22 protein-coding genes and 1 pseudogene are annotated in these 20,858 nt (G+C 31.9%); 5 read left to right on the top strand and 18 right to left on the bottom strand.

The features are described from left to right. Positions 1-98: 98 nt before the first annotated feature. From V7P59_RS05870 to V7P59_RS05840, 7 genes and pseudogenes are all read right to left on the bottom strand, one after another. A pseudogene (locus V7P59_RS05870) lies at positions 99-755 on the bottom strand (DUF6766 family protein). A gap of 146 nt (positions 756-901) precedes the next feature. After that, the gene (locus tag V7P59_RS05865; protein WP_442902414.1) at positions 902-1,477 is read right to left on the bottom strand and encodes a YciE/YciF ferroxidase family protein; all 576 of its coding nucleotides are present in this window, start codon (positions 1,475-1,477) and stop codon (positions 902-904) included. A 140-nt stretch (positions 1,478-1,617) separates the two neighbouring features. After that, positions 1,618-1,995 carry a hypothetical protein gene (locus V7P59_RS05860; protein WP_333809223.1) on the bottom strand — a complete coding sequence of 126 codons (378 nt, stop codon included), beginning with the start codon at positions 1,993-1,995 and terminating at the stop codon, positions 1,618-1,620. 25 nt (positions 1,996-2,020) lie between these two features. Beyond that, positions 2,021-2,167, bottom strand: a complete 147-nt coding sequence (locus V7P59_RS05855) for a hypothetical protein (RefSeq protein ID WP_333809222.1) — start codon at positions 2,165-2,167, stop codon at positions 2,021-2,023. A gap of 219 nt (positions 2,168-2,386) precedes the next feature. Then, a complete protein-coding gene (locus tag V7P59_RS05850) occupies positions 2,387-3,121 on the bottom strand; it encodes a DNA-formamidopyrimidine glycosylase family protein (RefSeq protein ID WP_333809221.1) in 735 nt (244 codons plus the stop codon). 14 nt (positions 3,122-3,135) lie between these two features. Next, entirely contained in the window at positions 3,136-3,798 is a 663-nt protein-coding gene (locus V7P59_RS05845) for a hypothetical protein (RefSeq protein WP_333809220.1), read from the bottom strand. 144 nt (positions 3,799-3,942) lie between these two features. Next, complete coding sequence (locus V7P59_RS05840) at positions 3,943-5,523, bottom strand: FAD-dependent oxidoreductase (protein WP_333809219.1); 1,581 nt, start codon at positions 5,521-5,523, stop codon at positions 3,943-3,945. Between the two features lie 217 nt (positions 5,524-5,740). Here V7P59_RS05840 and V7P59_RS05835 point away from each other — a divergent pair, with 217 nt between their 5' ends. Next, the gene (locus V7P59_RS05835; protein ID WP_333809218.1) at positions 5,741-6,091 is read left to right on the top strand and encodes a hypothetical protein; all 351 of its coding nucleotides are present in this window, start codon (positions 5,741-5,743) and stop codon (positions 6,089-6,091) included. Between the two features lie 65 nt (positions 6,092-6,156). On the opposite strand, the gene V7P59_RS05830 is transcribed toward V7P59_RS05835, so the two are convergent. From V7P59_RS05830 to katG, 8 genes are all read right to left on the bottom strand, one after another. Further along, positions 6,157-6,546 carry a YidH family protein gene (locus V7P59_RS05830; RefSeq protein WP_333809217.1) on the bottom strand — a complete coding sequence of 130 codons (390 nt, stop codon included), beginning with the start codon at positions 6,544-6,546 and terminating at the stop codon, positions 6,157-6,159. A 9-nt stretch (positions 6,547-6,555) separates the two neighbouring features. Beyond that, positions 6,556-7,170, bottom strand: a complete 615-nt coding sequence (locus tag V7P59_RS05825) for an SET domain-containing protein (RefSeq protein WP_333809216.1) — start codon at positions 7,168-7,170, stop codon at positions 6,556-6,558. Next, complete coding sequence (locus V7P59_RS05820; RefSeq protein WP_333809215.1) at positions 7,167-7,613, bottom strand: adenylyltransferase/cytidyltransferase family protein; 447 nt, start codon at positions 7,611-7,613, stop codon at positions 7,167-7,169. Before V7P59_RS05820 ends, V7P59_RS05825 begins: the two co-directional genes overlap by 4 nt. A 16-nt stretch (positions 7,614-7,629) precedes the next feature. Next, entirely contained in the window at positions 7,630-8,772 is a 1,143-nt protein-coding gene (locus tag V7P59_RS05815; protein WP_333809214.1) for a hypothetical protein, read from the bottom strand. Then, entirely contained in the window at positions 8,773-9,903 is a 1,131-nt protein-coding gene (glf, locus tag V7P59_RS05810) for a UDP-galactopyranose mutase (protein ID WP_333809213.1), read from the bottom strand. After that, positions 9,890-11,038: a glycosyltransferase gene (locus tag V7P59_RS05805; RefSeq protein WP_333809212.1), complete on the bottom strand. Its 1,149-nt coding sequence runs from the start codon at positions 11,036-11,038 to the stop codon at positions 9,890-9,892. Before V7P59_RS05805 ends, glf begins: the two co-directional genes overlap by 14 nt. A 260-nt stretch (positions 11,039-11,298) precedes the next feature. Continuing rightward, complete coding sequence (locus V7P59_RS05800; protein ID WP_333809211.1) at positions 11,299-11,781, bottom strand: CinA family protein; 483 nt, start codon at positions 11,779-11,781, stop codon at positions 11,299-11,301. A 271-nt stretch (positions 11,782-12,052) separates the two neighbouring features. Beyond that, positions 12,053-14,380: a catalase/peroxidase HPI gene (gene katG / locus V7P59_RS05795; RefSeq protein WP_333809210.1), complete on the bottom strand. Its 2,328-nt coding sequence runs from the start codon at positions 14,378-14,380 to the stop codon at positions 12,053-12,055. Positions 14,381-14,578: 198 nt separating this feature from the next. Here katG and V7P59_RS05790 point away from each other — a divergent pair, with 198 nt between their 5' ends. Then, positions 14,579-15,139: a 2'-5' RNA ligase family protein gene (locus V7P59_RS05790; protein WP_333809209.1), complete on the top strand. Its 561-nt coding sequence runs from the start codon at positions 14,579-14,581 to the stop codon at positions 15,137-15,139. On the opposite strand, the gene V7P59_RS05785 is transcribed toward V7P59_RS05790, so the two are convergent. Genes V7P59_RS05785 through V7P59_RS05775 form a run of 3 tightly spaced genes read right to left on the bottom strand, consistent with a single transcriptional unit; the run spans position 15,140 to position 17,570 of the window. Further along, complete coding sequence (locus tag V7P59_RS05785) at positions 15,140-15,358, bottom strand: hypothetical protein (protein WP_333809208.1); 219 nt, start codon at positions 15,356-15,358, stop codon at positions 15,140-15,142. It lies immediately after the preceding gene. A gap of 7 nt (positions 15,359-15,365) precedes the next feature. Beyond that, entirely contained in the window at positions 15,366-16,973 is a 1,608-nt protein-coding gene (locus tag V7P59_RS05780) for a class I SAM-dependent methyltransferase (RefSeq protein WP_333809207.1), read from the bottom strand. 45 nt (positions 16,974-17,018) lie between these two features. Further along, positions 17,019-17,570, bottom strand: a complete 552-nt coding sequence (locus tag V7P59_RS05775; protein WP_333809206.1) for a hypothetical protein — start codon at positions 17,568-17,570, stop codon at positions 17,019-17,021. Positions 17,571-17,653: 83 nt separating this feature from the next. Here V7P59_RS05775 and V7P59_RS05770 point away from each other — a divergent pair, with 83 nt between their 5' ends. From V7P59_RS05770 to V7P59_RS05760, 3 genes are all read left to right on the top strand, one after another. Next, positions 17,654-18,286: a Crp/Fnr family transcriptional regulator gene (locus tag V7P59_RS05770; protein ID WP_333809205.1), complete on the top strand. Its 633-nt coding sequence runs from the start codon at positions 17,654-17,656 to the stop codon at positions 18,284-18,286. Next, entirely contained in the window at positions 18,286-19,062 is a 777-nt protein-coding gene (locus tag V7P59_RS05765; RefSeq protein ID WP_333809204.1) for a sulfite exporter TauE/SafE family protein, read from the top strand. The genes V7P59_RS05770 and V7P59_RS05765 overlap by 1 nt, the downstream gene beginning before the upstream one ends. A 62-nt stretch (positions 19,063-19,124) precedes the next feature. Beyond that, positions 19,125-20,534, top strand: a complete 1,410-nt coding sequence (locus tag V7P59_RS05760) for an MBL fold metallo-hydrolase (RefSeq protein WP_333809203.1) — start codon at positions 19,125-19,127, stop codon at positions 20,532-20,534. Positions 20,535-20,858 lie beyond the last annotated feature (324 nt).

Genomic DNA, 20,858 nt, shown 5'->3' with positions numbered 1-20,858 from the left:
TTAAGTTAAAAAAGGAAACAACTCAAAAGTTGTTTCCTTTTTTTAATAGTTGTATAATATCAGGAATATATTGAAAAAGAATCATAAGAAATTTTGCATTAAGTTCCTGTTTCATCATTAGGTGCATCCACTGGCTTTGATTGAGGTGAACCTATTTGTCTGAGATAAATAGATAAAACTATTATGGTAAAAACAGATAAAAATTCACTTTGCCAATTCTGAAATGATTCAAACCACAATCGCGCACTAAATAAATATTCGCTTAATTTTTGTATTTCCTCACCCTCTATTTTTCTATGTAAATTTTCATCTTTCTAACTTCCGTAAATGTGTATCACAAAAGAAAACATAAACAAAAATAGTAACGCCAACGTTAGAGAACGTTTATATAAAAACAATATCACACCTCTTTTCTTTACTGGCCATGGAGCATTTTTACGTTTTATATATGGTTCTTTATCCACCTCATCACTTACATCAAACTTTTTTGATTCAGAAGATCCTTTTTGTTTTAAAAAAATAGTGAACCATACAAACATTGCCATTTGTAGAAATTCACTTTCCCAATTTTCAAAAGTAGATTGTATAAAGTGTCCAGAAACCAAATAATTTCTCATATCAACTACTTCTATACCTTTTGAATGAAGCTCTGAATTATAAACTTTAATGCCAGTAATTATTTGACCTATAAAAGCAATAGCAAAAAATAATAAAAATACTATGGACAAACTATTATTAAAAATAAATTTTTTCATCTCCATTTTTTTGTTTGTTATCAAAGTTTAGAAAGGATGTTTAGAGCGAAAATAAATATGAAATCATTCATCTTTAAAAATCAAAAAGCCTGCACATATAAGATGTAACAGGCTCTAAGAGTTTTTCTCCTTCCTTTTTTAGCAATTTATTTATCTAGGTCAGCTGCGTCAAAATTAATAGAATTATAAGCGTTTTCAGTTAAGGCTACATCTGCTTCCTTTTCTTCTTCCAATGTTTCTATTAATAAATCCGCCACTTCGTCTTCCCCTAATGTTGAGGCAAAAGCCACCAATGTGCCGTATGTGGCAATTTCATAATGCTCAATTTTTTGTGAGGCTGCAATAATACCCGCATCACGCACCGGTCCCGGTTCTGTTTCTTCAAGAATACTTTCTCCCTCTTTTATTAAACCTTCCATGGCTTCACATTTGCTTGCTGAAGCTCGTTCTCCTAAATTGGCAAAAACATCCTCTAGTCTTGTTACTTGTTTTTGTGTAACTTCAATATGCTCTTCAATTGTTGAAATTAAATCACTATTAGTTGCGTTTTTAGCCATTTTAGGTAATGCCTTTGTTAATGCTTTTTCAGCCCAGTAAATGTCTTTTAATGAATCTATGAAAAGCTCTCTAAGACCTTCTGCTGCATTTTGACTCATCTTTACTTTACCTGTCTTCTTTTTTGAATCATTTTTATTATCTGATTCTTTATTTTTTGATTCCATTGGATACTATTTTAAATTGATTAAATTTTACTTTAAAGTAATGACTAAAGAAAACCAACCACAGAAGTTTAAGTTTTACTTTAGTCATTAATGCGAATAAAAACTAAACATGATTAGAAATTCTTAAATAACTATGTGAATCATAGATTATCTGAAGTTGGATTTTGACGTTGACGTTTTTGATTTTGCTCTAAAAATTCATCTTGATCAGTATCTAGAGTTTCATCAAATTCATCCCCCATATCTTCTCTATTTTCGTCTCCACGTTCTCTTGGATTATTGGTATCCATAATATCACGGTTAGTAGAAGATCCTGGTAAATCTGAATCATAACCAGTATTATTTCCATCATTGGAGTTTGATCTGCTATCAGTTGGCGAATTTGGATTGTTATTTCCTAAGTTTCTAGAACGGTCAGAGTTTACATTTTCATCCTCATTATTAAAATTAGAATCATTTGCTCTTCCTGTGTTTTTGCGGTTATCATTATTGAAATTGCCGCTTTTTTGATTTTCCATAATACTTTTTTTTAATGGTTAAACACTAATCTTTATCTGATTTTGATTTTGAATCTTTATCAGATCCTTTAGAATCAGATTTTTTTGCAGTAGTTTTTCCTGCATTTCCTTTTGCTCCTGAACCTTTGTTGTCAGAACCTTTGTTGTCAGAATTCTTTTTAGAACTTTCCATAACATTAAAATTTAATTGGTTATATATATTACAAATTTAGAATGTCTGGGTTCGTTCACTTTGCAGAATTTCATATTAATCTTACATAATTATTACATAACCAATAGATTATGAAAAAGTTTTATACAACTTCAATAATTATATTTATTAACAAGGTTTAAAGATTTTAAAATTTGAGACAAAAAAAATAGAAAAGTGTTGACAAAGAACAACAGTATCTTACTTATATAAAATTTGGCAATTGCTACAAAAAAAGCTTCTCCGCTTCTTATTTCCGGTATATTTAAGTTGCAAAGGAATTTGACAGTTTTGACATATTTTTTTTGTGTGAACAAGCCAATGATCTCTTAATACATAATTTCTTTTCCATTCTAGAAATTCAAAACTGTAAAGCGAGCATTCTTTTATCGTTTGATTCAGTTTTCGTAATGGAATATTTTCAACTATTGATTCAGGATGAATACGCATTCGATACAACACTTCATTTTTAATTATATTTCCAACACCCGAAAAGATTTCTTGTTCTAATAAAGCATCACAAATCATATTATCACGAATTTCTTTCAGTTTTTGCTTTGCCTTTTTTGGATTCCATTGCTCATTCATTACATCTGCAGCCCAGTCATAATGTAAATTTATATCGCCTTCTAAAAATTTTATAGAACAACTATATAAATTAATTTCTCCATTTTCAAACTCCAAACTTAGTCGTGGTGTAGCATTATCCTTTTTTTCATTGATTCTATAGGTGCCAAACATTAAAAAATGTACCTTAAGTGTAAAGTTGCTAAAACAAATCAAAAAATGTTTTCCCCAGCTTTTAAAGGAAATAACTTTTAAATATTTTAATCGATGAATATCAATTTTGCTATTCCCTTCAACAGCAAGGATAGTTTTTCCAACAAATTGCTGGACTAACTCTTTTAAAATTACTATTGATGGACCCTCAGGCATTTTGACATTTGTTATTATTTTAATCGAAAACCTAATTTTATTCCAAGGCGGAAATCAGGAAATATTCGAGTTCCTGTTAAGCGAATAATATCTTCCTGAATAGGACAATCTCCTTCTTCTCCAGTAAGAATTCCATCACTTTCTTCTCCGGTTAAATTGGAAAAAGAACGAATGTGTCGAATTCCTATTCCACAATACCATTCTAAAAGAAAATTTTCTCCAATATTTTTAAGATTACCATATTTGAATACGGCAGAATGTATAATTCGCTTCATACCATATTGTTTTTCATATGTATCAGCTTCCATTCGTATACTATCTCTCATTTCATAAGTTTGGTTCTTATATTGATATTCTAATGCGATATACTTACCAAAACAATTTTGTTTATTTAGATAGTATTTTACAATAGGTCGAATTAAATATCCATTAGGATTTATTTTTGTTGATTTCAAATAGGTAAGATAGGAACCACCTTCTAATCCAAACGAGACATTTTGATGAAGTTTAATTTCAGAACCTATTCGAACAGAAGCTCCATCATAAATATCAATCAAAGCTAGCGGTGCCAATGTTACGATGAAATTATTTTCTTTATTTTGAGCTAATAATGAAGTAAAGAAAAAAGTGAAAATAAAAGATATGTAGGTAGTCTTAGAAAATAATTTTAGAGTCATAAATCAAATAATAAAATTGACTACCAAAGATCATTATATAGAAAACCTAACTTTTATATAATTTTAAATATTTCTTATACAATTACGATGTTATGATGAAAGAAACTTCTTGTGATTACCCTTTAAGTTCAAAAATTAAAAAAATTATTTTAAGCCAATCTTATTCAAATTACTTTCAGCTGGACCGTTTATTACAGTTCCATCACACGCAAATCTGGATCCATGACAAGGACAATCAAAAGATTTTTCGTCAGAATTCCATTTTACGATACAACCTAAATGAGGACAAACTGCTGAATATGCAGCTAACGAATTATCGTAATCTCTATATACAGCAATTTTCTTTAAACCTAAAGTAATAATACCGCCTTCCCCATTATCTAATTGAATTGTATTTTTTAAATCTGATTCTTTAATCCAATCCAAAATTTGGGCTGCCATATTACCGGCTTCTTTCAAAAAATCTCCCGAAGTTTTCCAAGTTATTCGATTTGGATCATAAATTTCTTCCCATTTATTTTTAATTCCACAGATCATATCACTTATAATCAAGGCGCCAATAGTAGCATGAGTCATTCCATTACCCGAATCTCCGGTTATAATATAAATGTTATCATCACCTGGGTTTTTACCCATAAATCCTAATGTATCAATTGGTTCAATTATTTGTCCTGACCATTTATAGGAAATATCTCCTAGCATTGGGAAAAAATTTTTCGTCCAAGCTTCTAATCTCATGTATCTTTCATTTGCAGAAAAATCTTCTTCATCTAATTGTCCTGTTTTGTGATCTTCACCACCTGAAATGAGTAAATCATAATTTTCATCATAGTTTTCAATACGCACATAATGATAAGGCTTTGTTCTTAATTTAGATTTATAATCTCCTGTATCCCACCATAAAGAATAAGGTAAACATCCCTTTGGTATTTTACCCGCAATTACATAAGTTCGATAAGCATATTGTTTGGTATGCATTTGTACCAAATTGTTTATTGGACTATTAGTTGCTACCACAATATGATTGGCTAAAAATGTATAACCATTAACTTCTGCACCTTTATCTGAAATATTTTGTGCATGTGCACATTCAAATATAACACCACCTAAAGAAACAATTGCTTTGGCTAGTCCGTTGAGATATTGGAGAATATGAAATTGAGCTTGATTACTAAATTTTAAACAACGAATTTCTTCACCACCGTTTAAACCTGGTGTTGTATTTAATATTTCCGTTGGAAGTCCAGCATTTTGTGTCGCTTCAAATTCTCTATCCAAACTTTCTTCTTTATCGGTTTCATCTAAGAATAAATATCCTGCAATTCTTTTAAATGAACAATTGATATCTAAAGTCGTAACTATTCTTTCTATTTCATCAATGGCTTCTGTATGACTTAAAGCAACTTGTTTTGTTATTTCTTTACCAAAAACATTTTCAAGGTAATAATAGCGATTATCGAAAGCATTACTTAAATGAGCTGTTGTTCTTCCCGATTCACCACTTCCAATGAATCCATCTTCAACTACAACCACTTTTTTACCACTTTTTAATAATTTATATGCTGTGGTTAATCCCGCAATACCTCCACCAATTATAAGAACCTCAGTATGGATATTTCGATCGGGAGTTTCAAATGCTTCTTTAGCACTAGAATCAATCCAGAAGGAAACATTTTCTCCTGAACTTTCTGTTCCTTTTTTTAGTGGCGATTTAAACTTATTCATTTGCTTTTTATTTTATTATGAAGAATACCAATAACGTAGAATAAAGCTAATGAGATAATTCAAAAACTATTTTCAATTTCCTTTTTTTAAGTTATATAATTACGAAAATGCTTTTAGTCAACCAATTATAATTTTGCAACACATGTTTGAAATTCTGTAAAATTTTATCTCTCTTCAACAAGTAATTTTACACTATTAACAAAAAAAATGAAAAATTATGGTACTAGAAAAAAATCACACAGAAGGTGCAACTGCTAAAGCAATAGAAAAACAGACTTCAAAGTTGCCATCCGATTTATTTTTGTATGCTTCATTAGCTGCAATGGGAACTTCCTTAACTTTAAAACTAATGGGCGAAAAAGACAAAGCGTTATTTGTTGGCCAATGGGCAGCTCCTTTCCTATTACTTGGTATTTATAACAAACTTGTAAAATTAGAAGGACATGATGCTCATGATAAAAACCTTGACAATGGTGATATGTCCGATGAAGATGATGATGATAATGATGATTTCAATTCCAGAAATCAATATAGCGGATCAGGAGACTTAAATCTTGGTAAAAAATAAAATATTTTGGTTTTAAATAACAAAAAAGAGATGTTTTTGACATCTCTTTTTTTTTTGTGAATATTTTATGTAAATGGATAAGAGGCTACAATAAGATAAACAATTAGTAAAATGCTCATTGTAAAAATAATTACTGTTAACATAGTAACCAGTAAAGTAGAATATAGATATTCTCCTTTGTTGAGTAATCTAAAAGTTCTTTGATAATGCCAATATGAAAGCAATATGGTTAAAGCTCCTGTTATCACCAAAGCAATTCCTATTGCAATAGAATATCCATTATTAGGGATAGTGGAATCTTGAAAGAACTTAGCGGGTAATTGTTTCACAAACAGCGAAAATTTAACCGTTACAAAACCAAAAACCATAATTCCTATACCCGTTCGAATCCATGCTAAGAAAGTTCTTTCATTAGACATGTGTTCATTGCTCAGTTCTTTTTGTTTATTATTCATACTATGGTTTTAAAAATCTACTATTTTTTTCAAGTGAAGTTCTCTATCATAATAACAATCTTGTATCGACTTTAATAGCATAGGATTTTTAACCGCTTGAACAAATTCATCCCATGTTGCTTCAGGAATTAGGCATTTCAAAGGTTGATGTGTAACTAAAACATTAGGAACATTTACTTTTATTAGTAAATCCCATTCTTTATAATACGTTAAAATATCGTTTGGATATACCATTTTTCTTGATGTTCCTTCATCAATAGCAAGAAAAGGTTTTTCTACATTCAAATAACCATAATCATCTGTTAATTCTTCTCCTGGATAAATATCTCGAATAGCAATTTCAAAATCATAAGGTGTACTGAAACAACTTGGAGTAAAACTATGATTTACGTATTTTCCATTATCCCAACACAATATTTGTTGCCCTTGATTATTAGTAAAACAATACTTATCTAAAAACAGTTTTGTTATAGGATTAAAATTTGCTGTTTGTTCTTTGGTAAAAATCTGATCCAATTCATCTTGAACCCAAGTAATAGTTCCTTTTGGAATGAATTGAGTAGCCACAAGCCCATACCCTTTTTCTCTACTGATGAATTCCACTTTTGTATTTGGATGTATCATGCTTTTATAGTTTTTAAGCATTCATAATCGTATACCTGTTTTCTCAATCCACTACTTGAAAAACGATGATTTCGCTTATTATAAATAAGTTTAATGCCATTTTTTTCACAATATTGTCTTCCGGTGAAAGGTTTATCTTTATATTCATCTCCAAGTATTCTAACATCAATAGGAAAACTTTGAAGAATATCTTCTAAATCTCGTTCTGTTGCATATGGAACAACTTCATCAACAAACTTGCACCCTTTAAGTTGAATATAACGCTCCACAATAGTTTGTGTAGGCTTATTTTTCTCTGGTCTATCAATGGTAGGATCTGTTTGTAAACCTACAATTAGGTAATCACAATACAATTTGGCTTCTTCAAGCATTTTTATGTGACCTGCATGAAGTAAATCAAACGTACTAAAAGTTATCCCCACAATACTTTTTTTTGTCTCCATTTTTATCGTTTTCATTTTATAAAAATTCTATGATTAATGACTTTTTTTCTGAATCGTTAAAAACACTCTGTGATTGTTTTAATGCATTGATATAGTCATGATATGGAATTCTATTCCCAAATTCATCTAAATCCCAAATTCCGCAATTACAATAACTAGTTAAATCATCCCAATCAGGTCTATCCGTTACAGGATAAATACAAATTCCTCTTAAATCCACACCTTTTTTTTGTGCCAGTAAACATTCAGAAGTAATTTCTTCGAGCCATTTAATTCTTGAGTTTCCAAAATGACCTGTTTCTGAAAGAAAAAGAGGTTTCTTATATCGATGATACGCTTTTTCTAATAAAGAAGATAAAGAAACTCGTTGCTTAATTGTTGTTTCTGGCCACTGCAGAGGCTCACCATCTAATATCCATTGGCAATTCCAATAATAATTGAATCCAAGTATATCTAAAAAGGTTTCTTTTCCACCTAATTCTGGACACATTCTTCCTGCTATGATATCCATAGCTTGAAATTGATTTTCATCTACTTCTTTAACCTTTTCAATATCCTGATTAAGATTAGCATGAATTTTAATTAAAGGTTCAACAAGAATAATTCTGCAATCAGGATCAATTTGTTTCATTTTTTTTATACCAATAATAGCCGCTTTACACAAATGATATTTAATATCCCAACCACTATTTACTGCAAAAGGTACTGTTCCTCTAACATCACCTGAATGCCAAGAAAGAAAACTAATTTCATTAATAGGAACCACAAACAATGCTTGCTTGGCGTGTTCATTATAAAAAGTAACAAAGGCTTCACATAATGCTTCAAAACGTTTACAAAACTGAGGATGAGTTGGAAAAAGTCCATCAGGATAACCAAAATGAATTAAATCCCAAATTTGTTGTATTCCATATTTTTCAGCAGCAATCATTCTTTGATGTACTCCACTAAAATCAAAAGTATGTGGATATTTTTCAACATCACTCCAACAAATTCCTTCTCGAACTGTTTTAATTCCTAATGCAGATAGAGCTTCATAGTCTTCTTCAACCCGAGTATCATGTTGCGTTTCTTTTAGTAAATTAACTCTTTCACCAGAACGATTTATATGATCTGCACATTCGTAACCTCCCATAAAAAAAGTAGTAAAAAGTGCCATTTATCCCGCTGTTTTATAATTATTACTTTCTAACATCTCAAATAAATCTAAAGCATTTTTAAAGGCTTCATCCATATTAAAATATTTATAATTCGCTAATCTTCCCACAAAGTGAACATCAACTAATTTGTCTGCCTCTTCTTTGTATTTAGCATAAATTTCTTGATTTCGTGGATTTGGAACAGGATAATAAGGTTCTCCTTCATCCACCGTAAATTCCTTTACAATGGTGGTTTTATCCGATTTTTGATTTCCAAAATGCTTGTATTCTACTATTCTTGTAAAATCGACTTCCATACCTGGATAGTTTACCACCGAATTTTCTTGAAAGAATTCACAGTCATGGGTTTCACTCACAAAATTTATTGAACGATATTCTAACTGTTCAGAAAGACTATGTTTGAATTCAAAAAAACGATCAACAGGACCTGTATAAAATATTTTTTCGAAGTTTTTATACTGTTCTTTAACATCAAAGTAATCGGTTCCTAATAAAATGGTAATGTTTGGGTGACTCAACATTTTTTCAAACATTTGTGTGTAACCGCCTTTAGGAAGTGCTTGATAGCTATCAGAAAAATAACGATCGTCATAATTATTTCTAACGGGAATTCGCTCTAAAACTGATGCATTCAATTCTGCAGGATACTTGTCCCATTGCTTCTTGGTATAATATTTAAACATTTTTTCATATAAAACCTGGCCCACTCTATTTAAAACTGCTTCTTCCCCATTTGAAGGATTGGAAAAGGGAATACGATTTTCTTCTAACCAATTATTCATTTCTTCTTCAGTGGAAATGGAAGTATCAAACAAGGTATTAACGGTTGTAATATTAACTGGAATAGGAACCGTTTTTTCGTCTACCCTAGCAATTACTTTATGTTCCCAAGGATACCATTCAGAAAATCGGTTTACATATTTCCAAACCATTTCATTATTGGTATGAAACAAATGAGCTCCATACTTTGATACTAATATTCCGTTTTCATCTACATAATCATAACAGTTTCCTGCAATATGATTACGTTTTTCTAAAATGAGTACTTTTTTTCCTTTGTTTGCATATCGTTCTGCTAAAACAGCACCCGAAATTCCAGCTCCTATAATTAAAATATCAATAGTTTTCATTTGCAAAATTTTTAATTACTAACTTCATTTTCTCTACCGTACTATTCCAAGAGGTTTTATTTAAAATTTCACTATATTCAATTCGCATTTGTGAAAAGTTATTCTCATTTAGTAAATTGGAAATAGATTCGCAAAACTCCTCTGCTGTCTCTACTAAATGAACACAATTGCTATAATCGCTAACAACGTCTTTAATTTTGGTAGAGATAATGGGTTTTCCAGCCGCCATATATTCTAAAGTTTTTGTGGGACTTATGTATTTTGTAGCATCATTTAAAGCAAATGGCATCATTGCAATATCAAAAGCTTTTAAAAAATTAGGCAATTCATTATATGATTTCATCCCTAAATAATGAATATTGTCTTCTTTTGGAAGGTCTGATTCTTCAATTTTAGCAAATGGCCCAATCATAACAAATGAAACATGAGGCATTTTTTTTGCTGCATTATGCAATAAATCTAAATCAATACGTTCATCAATAACACCAAAATACCCTACTATCGGAGAAGACAAAGTTGCAATTTCGCTTGATACTTCAATACCATTTAATGCTGTAGCAAAATGAGACTCATCTACAGAACTAGGAAAACAATACACATTAGGATGTAGTTGTTTTTTTGAATCATATAGTGATTTTCCACCTGTAAAAATTATATCGGCATTTACAATAAGACATTTTTCGTCTGCTATAAGTGATGCCGGAGCTCCTTTGAATAAAGATAATTCATCCATACAATCATATACAATGGTATCAAAAGAAAGATATTTTAATACCGGAATAAAAGAAGGAGAATAAAACCATCCTACAGGAATTGTTTTGTTTTTTATATACTGAGGAAATAATGCTACCATGGAAGCTATATCTCTAACTTTTAGCTGCAAAACATGAAGATTTTCAGTTATTTGTATAAGATTTTCCGAATTCTCATCTTCTTTTTTATAATCTATAGGTTCTTCTATAAATAATATTTTCATAGATTGAGCCATTCGGCTTATAATATGTTGAGGTCTTTGATATACAAATTGCCATCTTAAATGACAAAATACAACCATATCATAATACTGTGGTGTTTCATGTAAGCTTAAATCATGTAAAGATGATCGCTGTTGAGTATGTTTTAAATTTTTAATCATAACGCTTTTTTAAAGTATAAGTTAACTATTTTTCTAGGTGAATTGAGTTATCAATTCTGTTCCTGAAATGTAAAATTAACTGATAAGCGAAGCTTAAATTTTATATAATTGCTCTTTACTTTTATACAATTTTTCTTAAAGCATTTTTTAAAATTAAATTCAGAATCAATCAAAAGACATTAGCTAAATTCGATATTAAAAAGGGATATTTTATTTGAAACTGATTTTACCACTCGCAATCATCCATTAGTTGATTGCATTTAAAGATTGTTTATTTCATTTAAAATTAAAGTAGCAACAGTATTTATGGCTTTTTTTACAATTTCTTGTGGACTACCGTCTAATAAAATTCGTTGGGAAAGTGTAGTATGTGGAAAGATAATATGTATAAAAATTGTTCCAACAGGTTTTTCTGGAGTTTCGCTACCTCCAGAAGTTGTAAGACCTGTTAAAGCCACACAGACATCTGCTACAGAAAATTTACAAAAATTTATAGCCATTGCTTTTGTAACTTCGGCCGACTCAGGTGTGAAAACTTCTATTAAGCCATGGGGAATTTCAAGGATATTTTCTTTAAAACATATATCATAACAAACAACGCCGCCCATTAATATTTTCCCCGAACCAGGAACAGTAGAAAATTCATAACACATTTTTCCAGCAGAAGCACTTTCTATAAATGCAATGGTCCATTTTTTTTCAACAAGAGCTTGAGTACATGCTATAACTTCAGATGATGCCATAATTAATTTAAGGTATATTTTAACACGAATTAGTTAAGATTAAAGGACATTTTACAGTTTATTTATTCTATAATATTGAATGCAAAATTACCTCTGAGTAACATCAAGGATGTTATAACATTTTTATTAAAGGTTATATTTTTTATTTATTCAAATAAAAGTTAAATCTGATAAAAACGAAAACTAATGATTATATAAGGATTATTCTATACATAAAAAAAAAGCCTGCAAACAATAGTTTACAGGCTTCTAAATTTGGGTAAATAAGGCGTTACTTCTTTAAATCAAAACGATCTAAATTCATAACTTTTGTCCATGCAGCAACAAAGTCATTCACAAATTTTTGTTTGTTATCATTTTGTGCATAGACTTCAGCAATTGCTCTCAATTCTGAATTGGAACCAAAAATTAAATCAGCACGAGTAGCCGTCCATTTTAGTTCGTTTGTTTTCATATCGCGACCTTCAAAAATTTCTTGATCATTTGATGTTGCTTTCCATGTAGTTCCCATTGCTAATAAATTGACAAAGAAATCGTTGTTTAATTTATCTTTATTAGTAGAGAAAATTCCGTGTTTAGAACCATCATAATTTGCATTTAACGCTCTCATACCTCCAATTAATACAGTCATTTCTGGAGCAGTTAAAGTCAATAATTGTGCTTTATCTACTAATAATTCTTCAGTTGAAACCGTATATTTAGTTTTCAAGTAATTACGGAAACCATCTGCTTGAGGCTCTAAAACTGCGAATGATTTTACATCGGTCTGTTCTTGAGAAGCATCCATTCTACCTGGTGTGAAAGGTACTTGAACATTATAACCTGCATTTTTTGCTGCTTGCTCAACACCAACATTTCCAGCCAAAACAATTAAATCTGCAATAGAAATTTTCTTGTCTTTAGATTTCGAATTAAAATCAGTTTGGATTTTTTCTAAAACTGATAAAACACGATTCAATTGAGTTGGATTATTTACTTCCCAACTTCTTTGTGGTTCTAAACGAATTCTTGCTCCGTTGGCTCCTCCTCTTCTATCAGAGCATCTGTAAGTTGATGCTGAAGCCCATGCCACAGAAACCATATCTTGAATACTTAATCCTGAAGCTATAATTTGAGTCTTTAATCCCTTAATCTCTTTTTCAGTAACTAATTTATGATTTACAGCAGGAATAGGATCTTGCCAAATTAAATCTTCTTTTGGTGCTTCTGGTCCTAAATAAGTAGTTTTAGGTCCCATATCGCGGTGCGTTAATTTGAACCATGCACGAGCGAAAGCATCATTAAACGCATTTTCATCAGCTAAAAAGCGTCTTGAAATTTTCTCATAAATAGGATCATAACGTAACGATAAATCAGTAGTTAACATGTAAGGCTTATGCATTTTGTTTTTGTCGAATGCATCTGGAATAATCTTATCATCTGTTTTTGCAATCCATTGTTTAGCACCTGCTGGACTAGTCGTTAATTCCCAATCATATTTAAACAAGAATGTTAAATAATCGTGACTCCATTTTGCTGGAGTTGATGTCCAAGTTACTTCTAATCCTGAAGTAATAGCATCCGTACCTTTTCCAGATTTATAGCTACTTTTCCATCCAAAACCTTGTTCCTCAATTGGAGCTGCTTCTGGGTCAGGTCCTACATGTTTAGCATCGCCAGCGCCATGAGTTTTTCCTAAAGTATGACCTCCAGCAATTAAAGCAACAGTTTCTTCATCGTTCATTCCCATTCTACCAAAGGTTTCACGAATGTCTTTAGCCGCTAAAACCGGATCCGGATTTCCATTTGGACCTTCTGGGTTTACATAAATTAATCCCATTTGAACAGCTGCTAAAGGGTTTTCTAATTTTCTACCTTCTGAATAACGTTTGTCATCTAACCATTTTGTTTCTGGCCCCCAATATACATGCGATTCTGGTTCCCAAACGTCTTCTCTACCTCCCGCAAATCCAAACGTTTTGAATCCCATCGATTCTAAAGCTACGTTACCTGTTAAAATCATTAAATCAGCCCAAGATATTTTATTACCATATTTTTGTTTAATTGGCCATAACAAGCGACGTGCTTTGTCAAGATTTCCGTTATCAGGCCAACTATTTTGTGGCGCAAAGCGTTGTTGACCGGCACGAGTTCCTCCTCTACCATCTCCTGTTCTGTATGTTCCCGCACTATGCCATGCCATACGAATAAACAATCCTCCATAATGACCAAAATCAGCTGGCCACCATTCTTGAGATTGTGTCATTAATTCGCGTAAATCTTTTTTTAGCGCTTCATAATCTAATGATTGAAAAGCTTTAGCATAATTAAAATCAGTTCCCATTGGGTCAGATAATTCAGAATTCTGGCGCAATACATTTAAATTCAATTGATTTGGCCACCACTGTTTGTTTCTATCCACATTACTACTCCCTTTTGAAGCAGGTGTAGCTATAGAGGATTTACCATTCATATTATGGTAATCTGTAACATTTGGTCCACCATGAGAATTTTCTTTACTCACGTTAACTGTTTTACCAGTAACAGGACAAGTCATTGTTTCTTGAGCTATTGAAAATAATCCAAGAAATAAACTGGTTGTTAGTAATACTTTTTTCATAAGGCAAATTGTTTGGTTTTTGTTTTTCAAATTTCGTAGTTGTTTTGAAATATTTTAATGCCTTAAAAATGATATTTTTTATTTAAGTATAGATTTTAATTATAGTTTTACTATTAAATCAATAAGTTTTACCTATAGTGTATTTTTAAAACTAATTGCCTAATTAATTTTGTAATTTTATGCATCAATCAAAATATCATGACAGCAAAATACTCAATCGTTTTTCATCCGTCTGAAACCGTTATTGAAGAGGTTAAAGAACTCAAAGAGCAATTGAGTGCTAAAATTGGGTGGTTTCCGAGTAAGAATTCTTTAGCGCACGTGACTATTTGTGAATTTGAATACGATTTAGCTACTTATGAAAATATAAAATCCCGCATTGCAAATTATTGCCGCTATCAAAATCCTTTTGAAGTAACGTTTAATGCTTTTGGAAATTATAGAAATGGAGCGTTTTTCATTGCTCCCAATACCGAAAGCAAAATCAAAATGGCTGAAATCATGAAGGAAATTCCGAAACAAATTCAATTTCCAGTAAATCATAAAAGTTCGGAACCACATATTTCTATTGGTAGACAACTTACAGAAGCCCAACTCAAAATCGCATATAGTTTGTTTAATTCCGTAGATTTGAATTTCATTTGCGAAGGTATCACTATTCGAATTTTCAATCCCGATAGAAAACAATATGATGTCTTAGAAACAATTCCTTTTCTTAGTGAATTGGAACCCGAAAAAGAACAACTAACTTTATTTTAGTTATTCTTTCGTACTCATTTTAATCTGTAAATGATTCAATAACACTTGATATTTACTAATCTCTCGTAGAACTATTTCGTCATCAGTAGCGTCCATCATATCGTCTAAATCATCACTCACTTCAATTAGTTTAATACTGGCTTCCGAAAAATTCTTAACCGCCATGTTATCAATAATCAATTGAATCTCTTTCTTTATTTCTGAAAATTTATCTTCCATTTCAATTTTATTTTCCTCGCAACAGATTAATACTTACTGTTGCATAATCGGTTTCAGGATATTTTTTAAAGTAATCAGCATCCGAATGCAATCCAGCTTCAGCTGCAATTTTTTGTAACACTTCAATTTCTACAATAAACTGATCCGAAAATCCATGTGTAGCATCGTAAGCTGTCGCTGCTGTTTTTCCAATATTTTGTGCCGTTAATTCTGGTGCTACCGTATGCAATTCGATAATTAAAAGTCCAAATTTACGAACATACGGACTCCATTTGATAAAATGTTCCAATAAATTATCTTCAACATCGTTGTTGAAAATATGAACGCCACGATGTGAAAAAGCTCCTGTAGAGGTACTCACTCTATCTTTTATCTTATTTTTTGGTGTTTCCCAAATACGATTATGGTCTAAAAACGTACGTACATTCAACAAATCTTTCAAATCGATATTATAATTTTCTTTCAAATCGCTATTCAATAAATCCGGATTTCCAATATCGCCCCAAATAACTTTTGCCCAAATATCGGCTTTAATTAAATTAGCCCTTGTAACTTTCAATGCCGCTTGATTATAATCGGCTCCAACTAAAAACAACGGATAATCATCTAACATTTTCCCTCGTAAGGTTTGACGTTCGATGACTTCAAAAATATGTTGTAAAAAAGCGCCATTTCCGCAACCCATATCTAAAATTCCTTTCGGTTGTTCGGCGATAGGTTTATTAAAAAGTTCGATGATAATGTCGTCAATTACTTTGAAATAAGTCGCATGTGCACCACCACTTCCCCAAACATTCATTTCACGATTTACGTGAATTTCGTCTTCGTTTTTAGCTATATTTCGTAATTCACTCGCATTTCCAAACAACAAATTGTCAATATGTTTGAACATCGGAAGATACGAAACCGTTACACCATAAGCCGAAGCGCGTTTGGCAAAGAAAAAACCATCTTCTGTAAATTGATAATTATCGTTCTTTTTGGAAAACCAACCCAAATACACAAAGAAATCCAGAATCTTAGAAAATGCTTCGGGATGTTTGTGAAATTCATCTGCACGAAACGAACTTTCCATAAAATATTTGTGAAACATTCCTGTCATTCCTAAGTTGACTACAATTGGCCCCACCAAATACCCTTCGATATGCGTCAACATTTGCTCTTGAATTGTTCTTAAATTTTCGTCTTCTTCAAAATGAATATGATAATTTTCTGTGAACTTCTTTAAAATGGGTTCCAAAAGTGTAATCGATTCTGCATCTATTTTATTCGCTGTAAAAACGGAAGTTTTGGTTAACAAGTGAAATGTATCCTCATACATTGGAACAAGTGAAAAAGCAAATTCACTCGAAGGCAAAGTTGAAATCGTAACACTTCCCGATGTATTATCTAATTTGTATTTCAGAAAACCTTGTGATGCTAAAACGCGTAATGCGACATTTAAGTAGCCTTCGTTAGTTTTAAATTCGTCCGTTAATTGTGATAAAGTTGAAGTTTTTTCTCTTAAAAGATATGCTAAAACTCCTTTTTTGAACAAAGAATAAGCAACAGGAACAACAACTAATCCGTCTAAATGTCTGAAAATGGCTTCGCGTAATTGGTTTCGTTTCATCATAATTTGAGTGGTTTATTCTCAAATTTATGAAAATTCTGATTCAATTTATACTAAACTTTTTTTTATCTCAGCAAAAGAAATAGAAGTTTGAATAAGTTTTAGGATAATTTCTTTTCGAAGTTGTTCAAAATCATCAAAATCCAAATATTTCGCCCAAGTATCTGATTCTAAAATTTCTTTTATTTGTCGGATGACTTTTGCAGTTTCGGATGCATTTCGCAAAACAGCTTTTCCATCGTAGTTAGGATTGTATTTGTGTTGAAACATTACTTCTTTGGCTTCGAAATTTACTTCCACATAAAAAAAGTTATCTATTTCGTTATTTGGATAAAAATCAGTCCATTTGGCATAACCTATTCGATTTTGACTGTTATTGATTTTTGAATTGGAATTGGAAATCAAACGCCATCTACAATTCGCAGCTCTTCCCCAATGGTTGGAAATACGATAAACACCTTCCTCTGTAAAACAATATCCACTACCCGATTTACTTTTATAATGCCACTCGATATTATGAATCGCAACAGTATCGACTTCGGTAAACTCGCAAAAAGTGTGTTTATGGAAATTGGTTTTATTGTATTTTTTTAAGGTCATAAAGTGTCTATTCGATTTCTTTGTAACAAAAGTAACATTTGATTTTTAAAGAATCATCGTATCTTTACAAAAAAGGATTACAAATGAGAGATATTTTAGATCAAGCCTATAGCTATATTTTTGAGGAAGCTTTATTGGACGAAATTGCTAAAGTCGCAACTTACAAAGAATTTAAAGCCGATGATTACCTAATTGAAATTGGAGATTACATCAAAACGATGCCGCTTTTATTAACGGGTGCTATTAAAATATTGAGAGAAGATGAAAATGGTGATGAATTGTTATTGTATTTCCTAGAACGTGGCGATACTTGTGCGATGACCTTGACGTGTTGTATGGGACAATCGAAAAGTCGTATTCGTGCTATTGCTGAAACCGATGGTGCGATGTTAATGATTCCTGTAGAAAAAATGGAAGAATGGTTAACTAAATACAAAACTTGGAGAAACTTTGTGTTTGACAGCTACAATGTCCGTTTAAACGAAATGTTAGAAGCCATTGATACCTTGGCTTTCATGAATTTAGACGAACGCTTGTACAAATATTTAACTGATAAAGCAAAAGTAATTGGCGATACCGAAATCAAAAATACGCATCAAGAAATAGCTTACGAAATGCATACATCAAGAGTTGTAATTTCAAGATTATTAAAAGCATTAGAGTTGCAAGGAAAAATCAAATTACACCGAAATAAAATCGAAATCCTTCAATTCTAATGGAGATTTTAGGATATTTTGGCGCGTTGTTTATTGGATTAGTTTTAGGACTAACAGGAGGTGGTGGCTCTATTTTAACCGTTCCAATTTTAGTATACCTAATGAGCATAAATCCCGTTACAGCAACGGCTTATTCCTTATTTATTGTAGGAACAACGTCTACTTTTGGCGCTATTCAAAACTACCGAAAAAACTTAGTTGACATCAAAAACGGGTTTATTTTTGCGATTCCGTCTTTCATAGCAGTTTATTTAACTCGAAAATATATTGTACCCGAAATTCCAAAAGTCATAATCGAATCTCCTTTTCTCATTACAAAAGAAACATTCTTAATGTTGTTTTTTGCAGTGATTATGATTTTTGGAGCGCTTTCGGTATTAAAAAAGAAAAGCCAAAACACAAACAACGAAGAAAAGGGAAATCTAATTCTGATAGGAATTCAAACCTTCACCATAGGAATTATTATAGGATTAGTTGGAGCAGGCGGTGGATTTTTAATTATACCTTCACTAATATTATTCTCTAAATTACCAATGCGAAAAGCCGTTGGGACTTCCCTATTCATTATTGCCATGAACTCATTGGTAGGATTTATCGGTGATGTGCAAAATTTAATAATAGACTGGACATTTTTGTTAACGTTTTCCGCCATTTCGGTAGTGGGTATATTTATTGGAATGTACCTCACAAAATACACAAATGAAAGCCAATTAAAGAAGATTTTTGCTTACTTTGTACTACTCATGGCTGCGATTATCATGTTAAAAGAAATCTAAATGTAACTTTGAGCACAGAGGAATTAAAAATTAGAAAGTAAATTTGTAAAAAATAAGATATTATGAAAATCGAACAAATATATACAGGATGTATTGCTCATGCCGCATATTACATCGAAAGCAATGGAGAAGCAGCCATTGTTGACCCATTAAGAGAAGTGCAACCTTATATCGAAAAAGCAAATAAAGACAACGCTAAAATCAAATACATTTTTGAAACGCATTTTCATGCCGATTTCGTTTCAGGACATTTAGATTTGGCTAAGAAAACAGGAGCTTCTATCGTTTATGGTCCAACAGCAAAGCCAAATTTTGAGTGTATAATAGCCACTGATGGACAAGAATTTAAAGTGGGTGGTGTTACGATTAAAGCCATCCATACACCAGGACATACGTTAGAAAGTACGTGTTATTTAATTACCGATGAAACTGGAAAACAACACGGAATCATCACGGGAGATACTTTATTTATTGGCGATGTGGGTCGTCCTGATTTAGCTCAAGAATTAGTAGAAGATTTAACACAAGAAATTTTAGCGGGTCATTTATTCGATTCACTTCGCAATAAAATCATGCCTTTGAGCGATGATTTAATTGTGTATCCAAATCACGGTGCTGGAAGTGCTTGTGGCAAAAACATGAGCAAAGAAACGACAGATACTTTAGGCAATCAAAAGAAAGTCAATTACGCTTTAAGAGCTGATATGACGAAAGAAGAATTCATAAAAGAATTATTAGATGGACTAACGCCACCTCCTGCTTATTTTCCACAAAATGTATTGATGAACATTCAAGGTTATGAAAGTTTGGATGCCGTAATGTCAAAAGCCGAAACACCTTTACATCCTAAAGAATTTGAAGCTGTTGCGAATCAAACTGATGCCTTAATTTTAGATGTGCGAAACGAGAATGACTTCGTAAAAGAACATATACCAGGATCTATTTTCATTGGATTACACGGACAATTTGCACCTTGGGTTGGTGCATTAATTAGAGATACGAAACAACCTATATTGTTAATTACTCCAGAAGGAAAAGAAGTAGAGACCATCACTAGATTATCTCGTGTTGGGTTTGATAACACTTTAGGTTTCTTATTAGGAGGAATTGAAGCATGGAAAGCCGCAGGTTACGAGACCGATAGTATTGAATCCATTTCACCAGAAGTTTTCGCAGCACAATACGAAACTGCTCCAGTTATCGACTCAAGAAAACCAGGAGAATTTACAGCTGAACACGTGGTAAACGCTAAAAACATACCATTAGATTACGTTAACGAACAATTAGCCGAAGTACCAAAAGATGGAAAATTCTTTATTCATTGCGCTGGTGGTTATCGTTCAGTAATCATGTCATCTATTCTAAAAGCAAGAGGTTATCACAACATGATTAACGTAGAAAAAGGAATGGCCGGCATCAGAACTACTGATGTTCCATTAACAGCTTATGTTTGTCCGAGTACATTGAAATAAAATAATTTTTAGCAAAACACAAAATCCGGCTTCACAAGAGTCGGATTTTTTTATGGGCGTTCCCTCAAGGGTTGGGCTATCTCCGCACTCGCTTTACTTAAAATCCTGAGGCATTTGAAGTAAAAGCTCAAACAAATGCTCTACACAAGCTTGCGACTGACAAAGTAATCCCTAACGCGGAATTGGTTTTTAGTTGAGATTTATACTTTTTCCAGTCCCATAGGGACGATCTATTGGTAACAAAAAACCCCTCATCGTTAGATGAAGGCTTTCAAAAGACTCGAGGACTATGTCCGACTGAGCAAAGCTAAAGGCGGCGACATA

This window comes from Flavobacterium sp. (assembly GCF_036782315.1).
Lineage (GTDB): Bacteria > Bacteroidota > Bacteroidia > Flavobacteriales > Flavobacteriaceae > Flavobacterium.
This window is presented reverse-complemented; position numbering and strand designations above follow the sequence as displayed.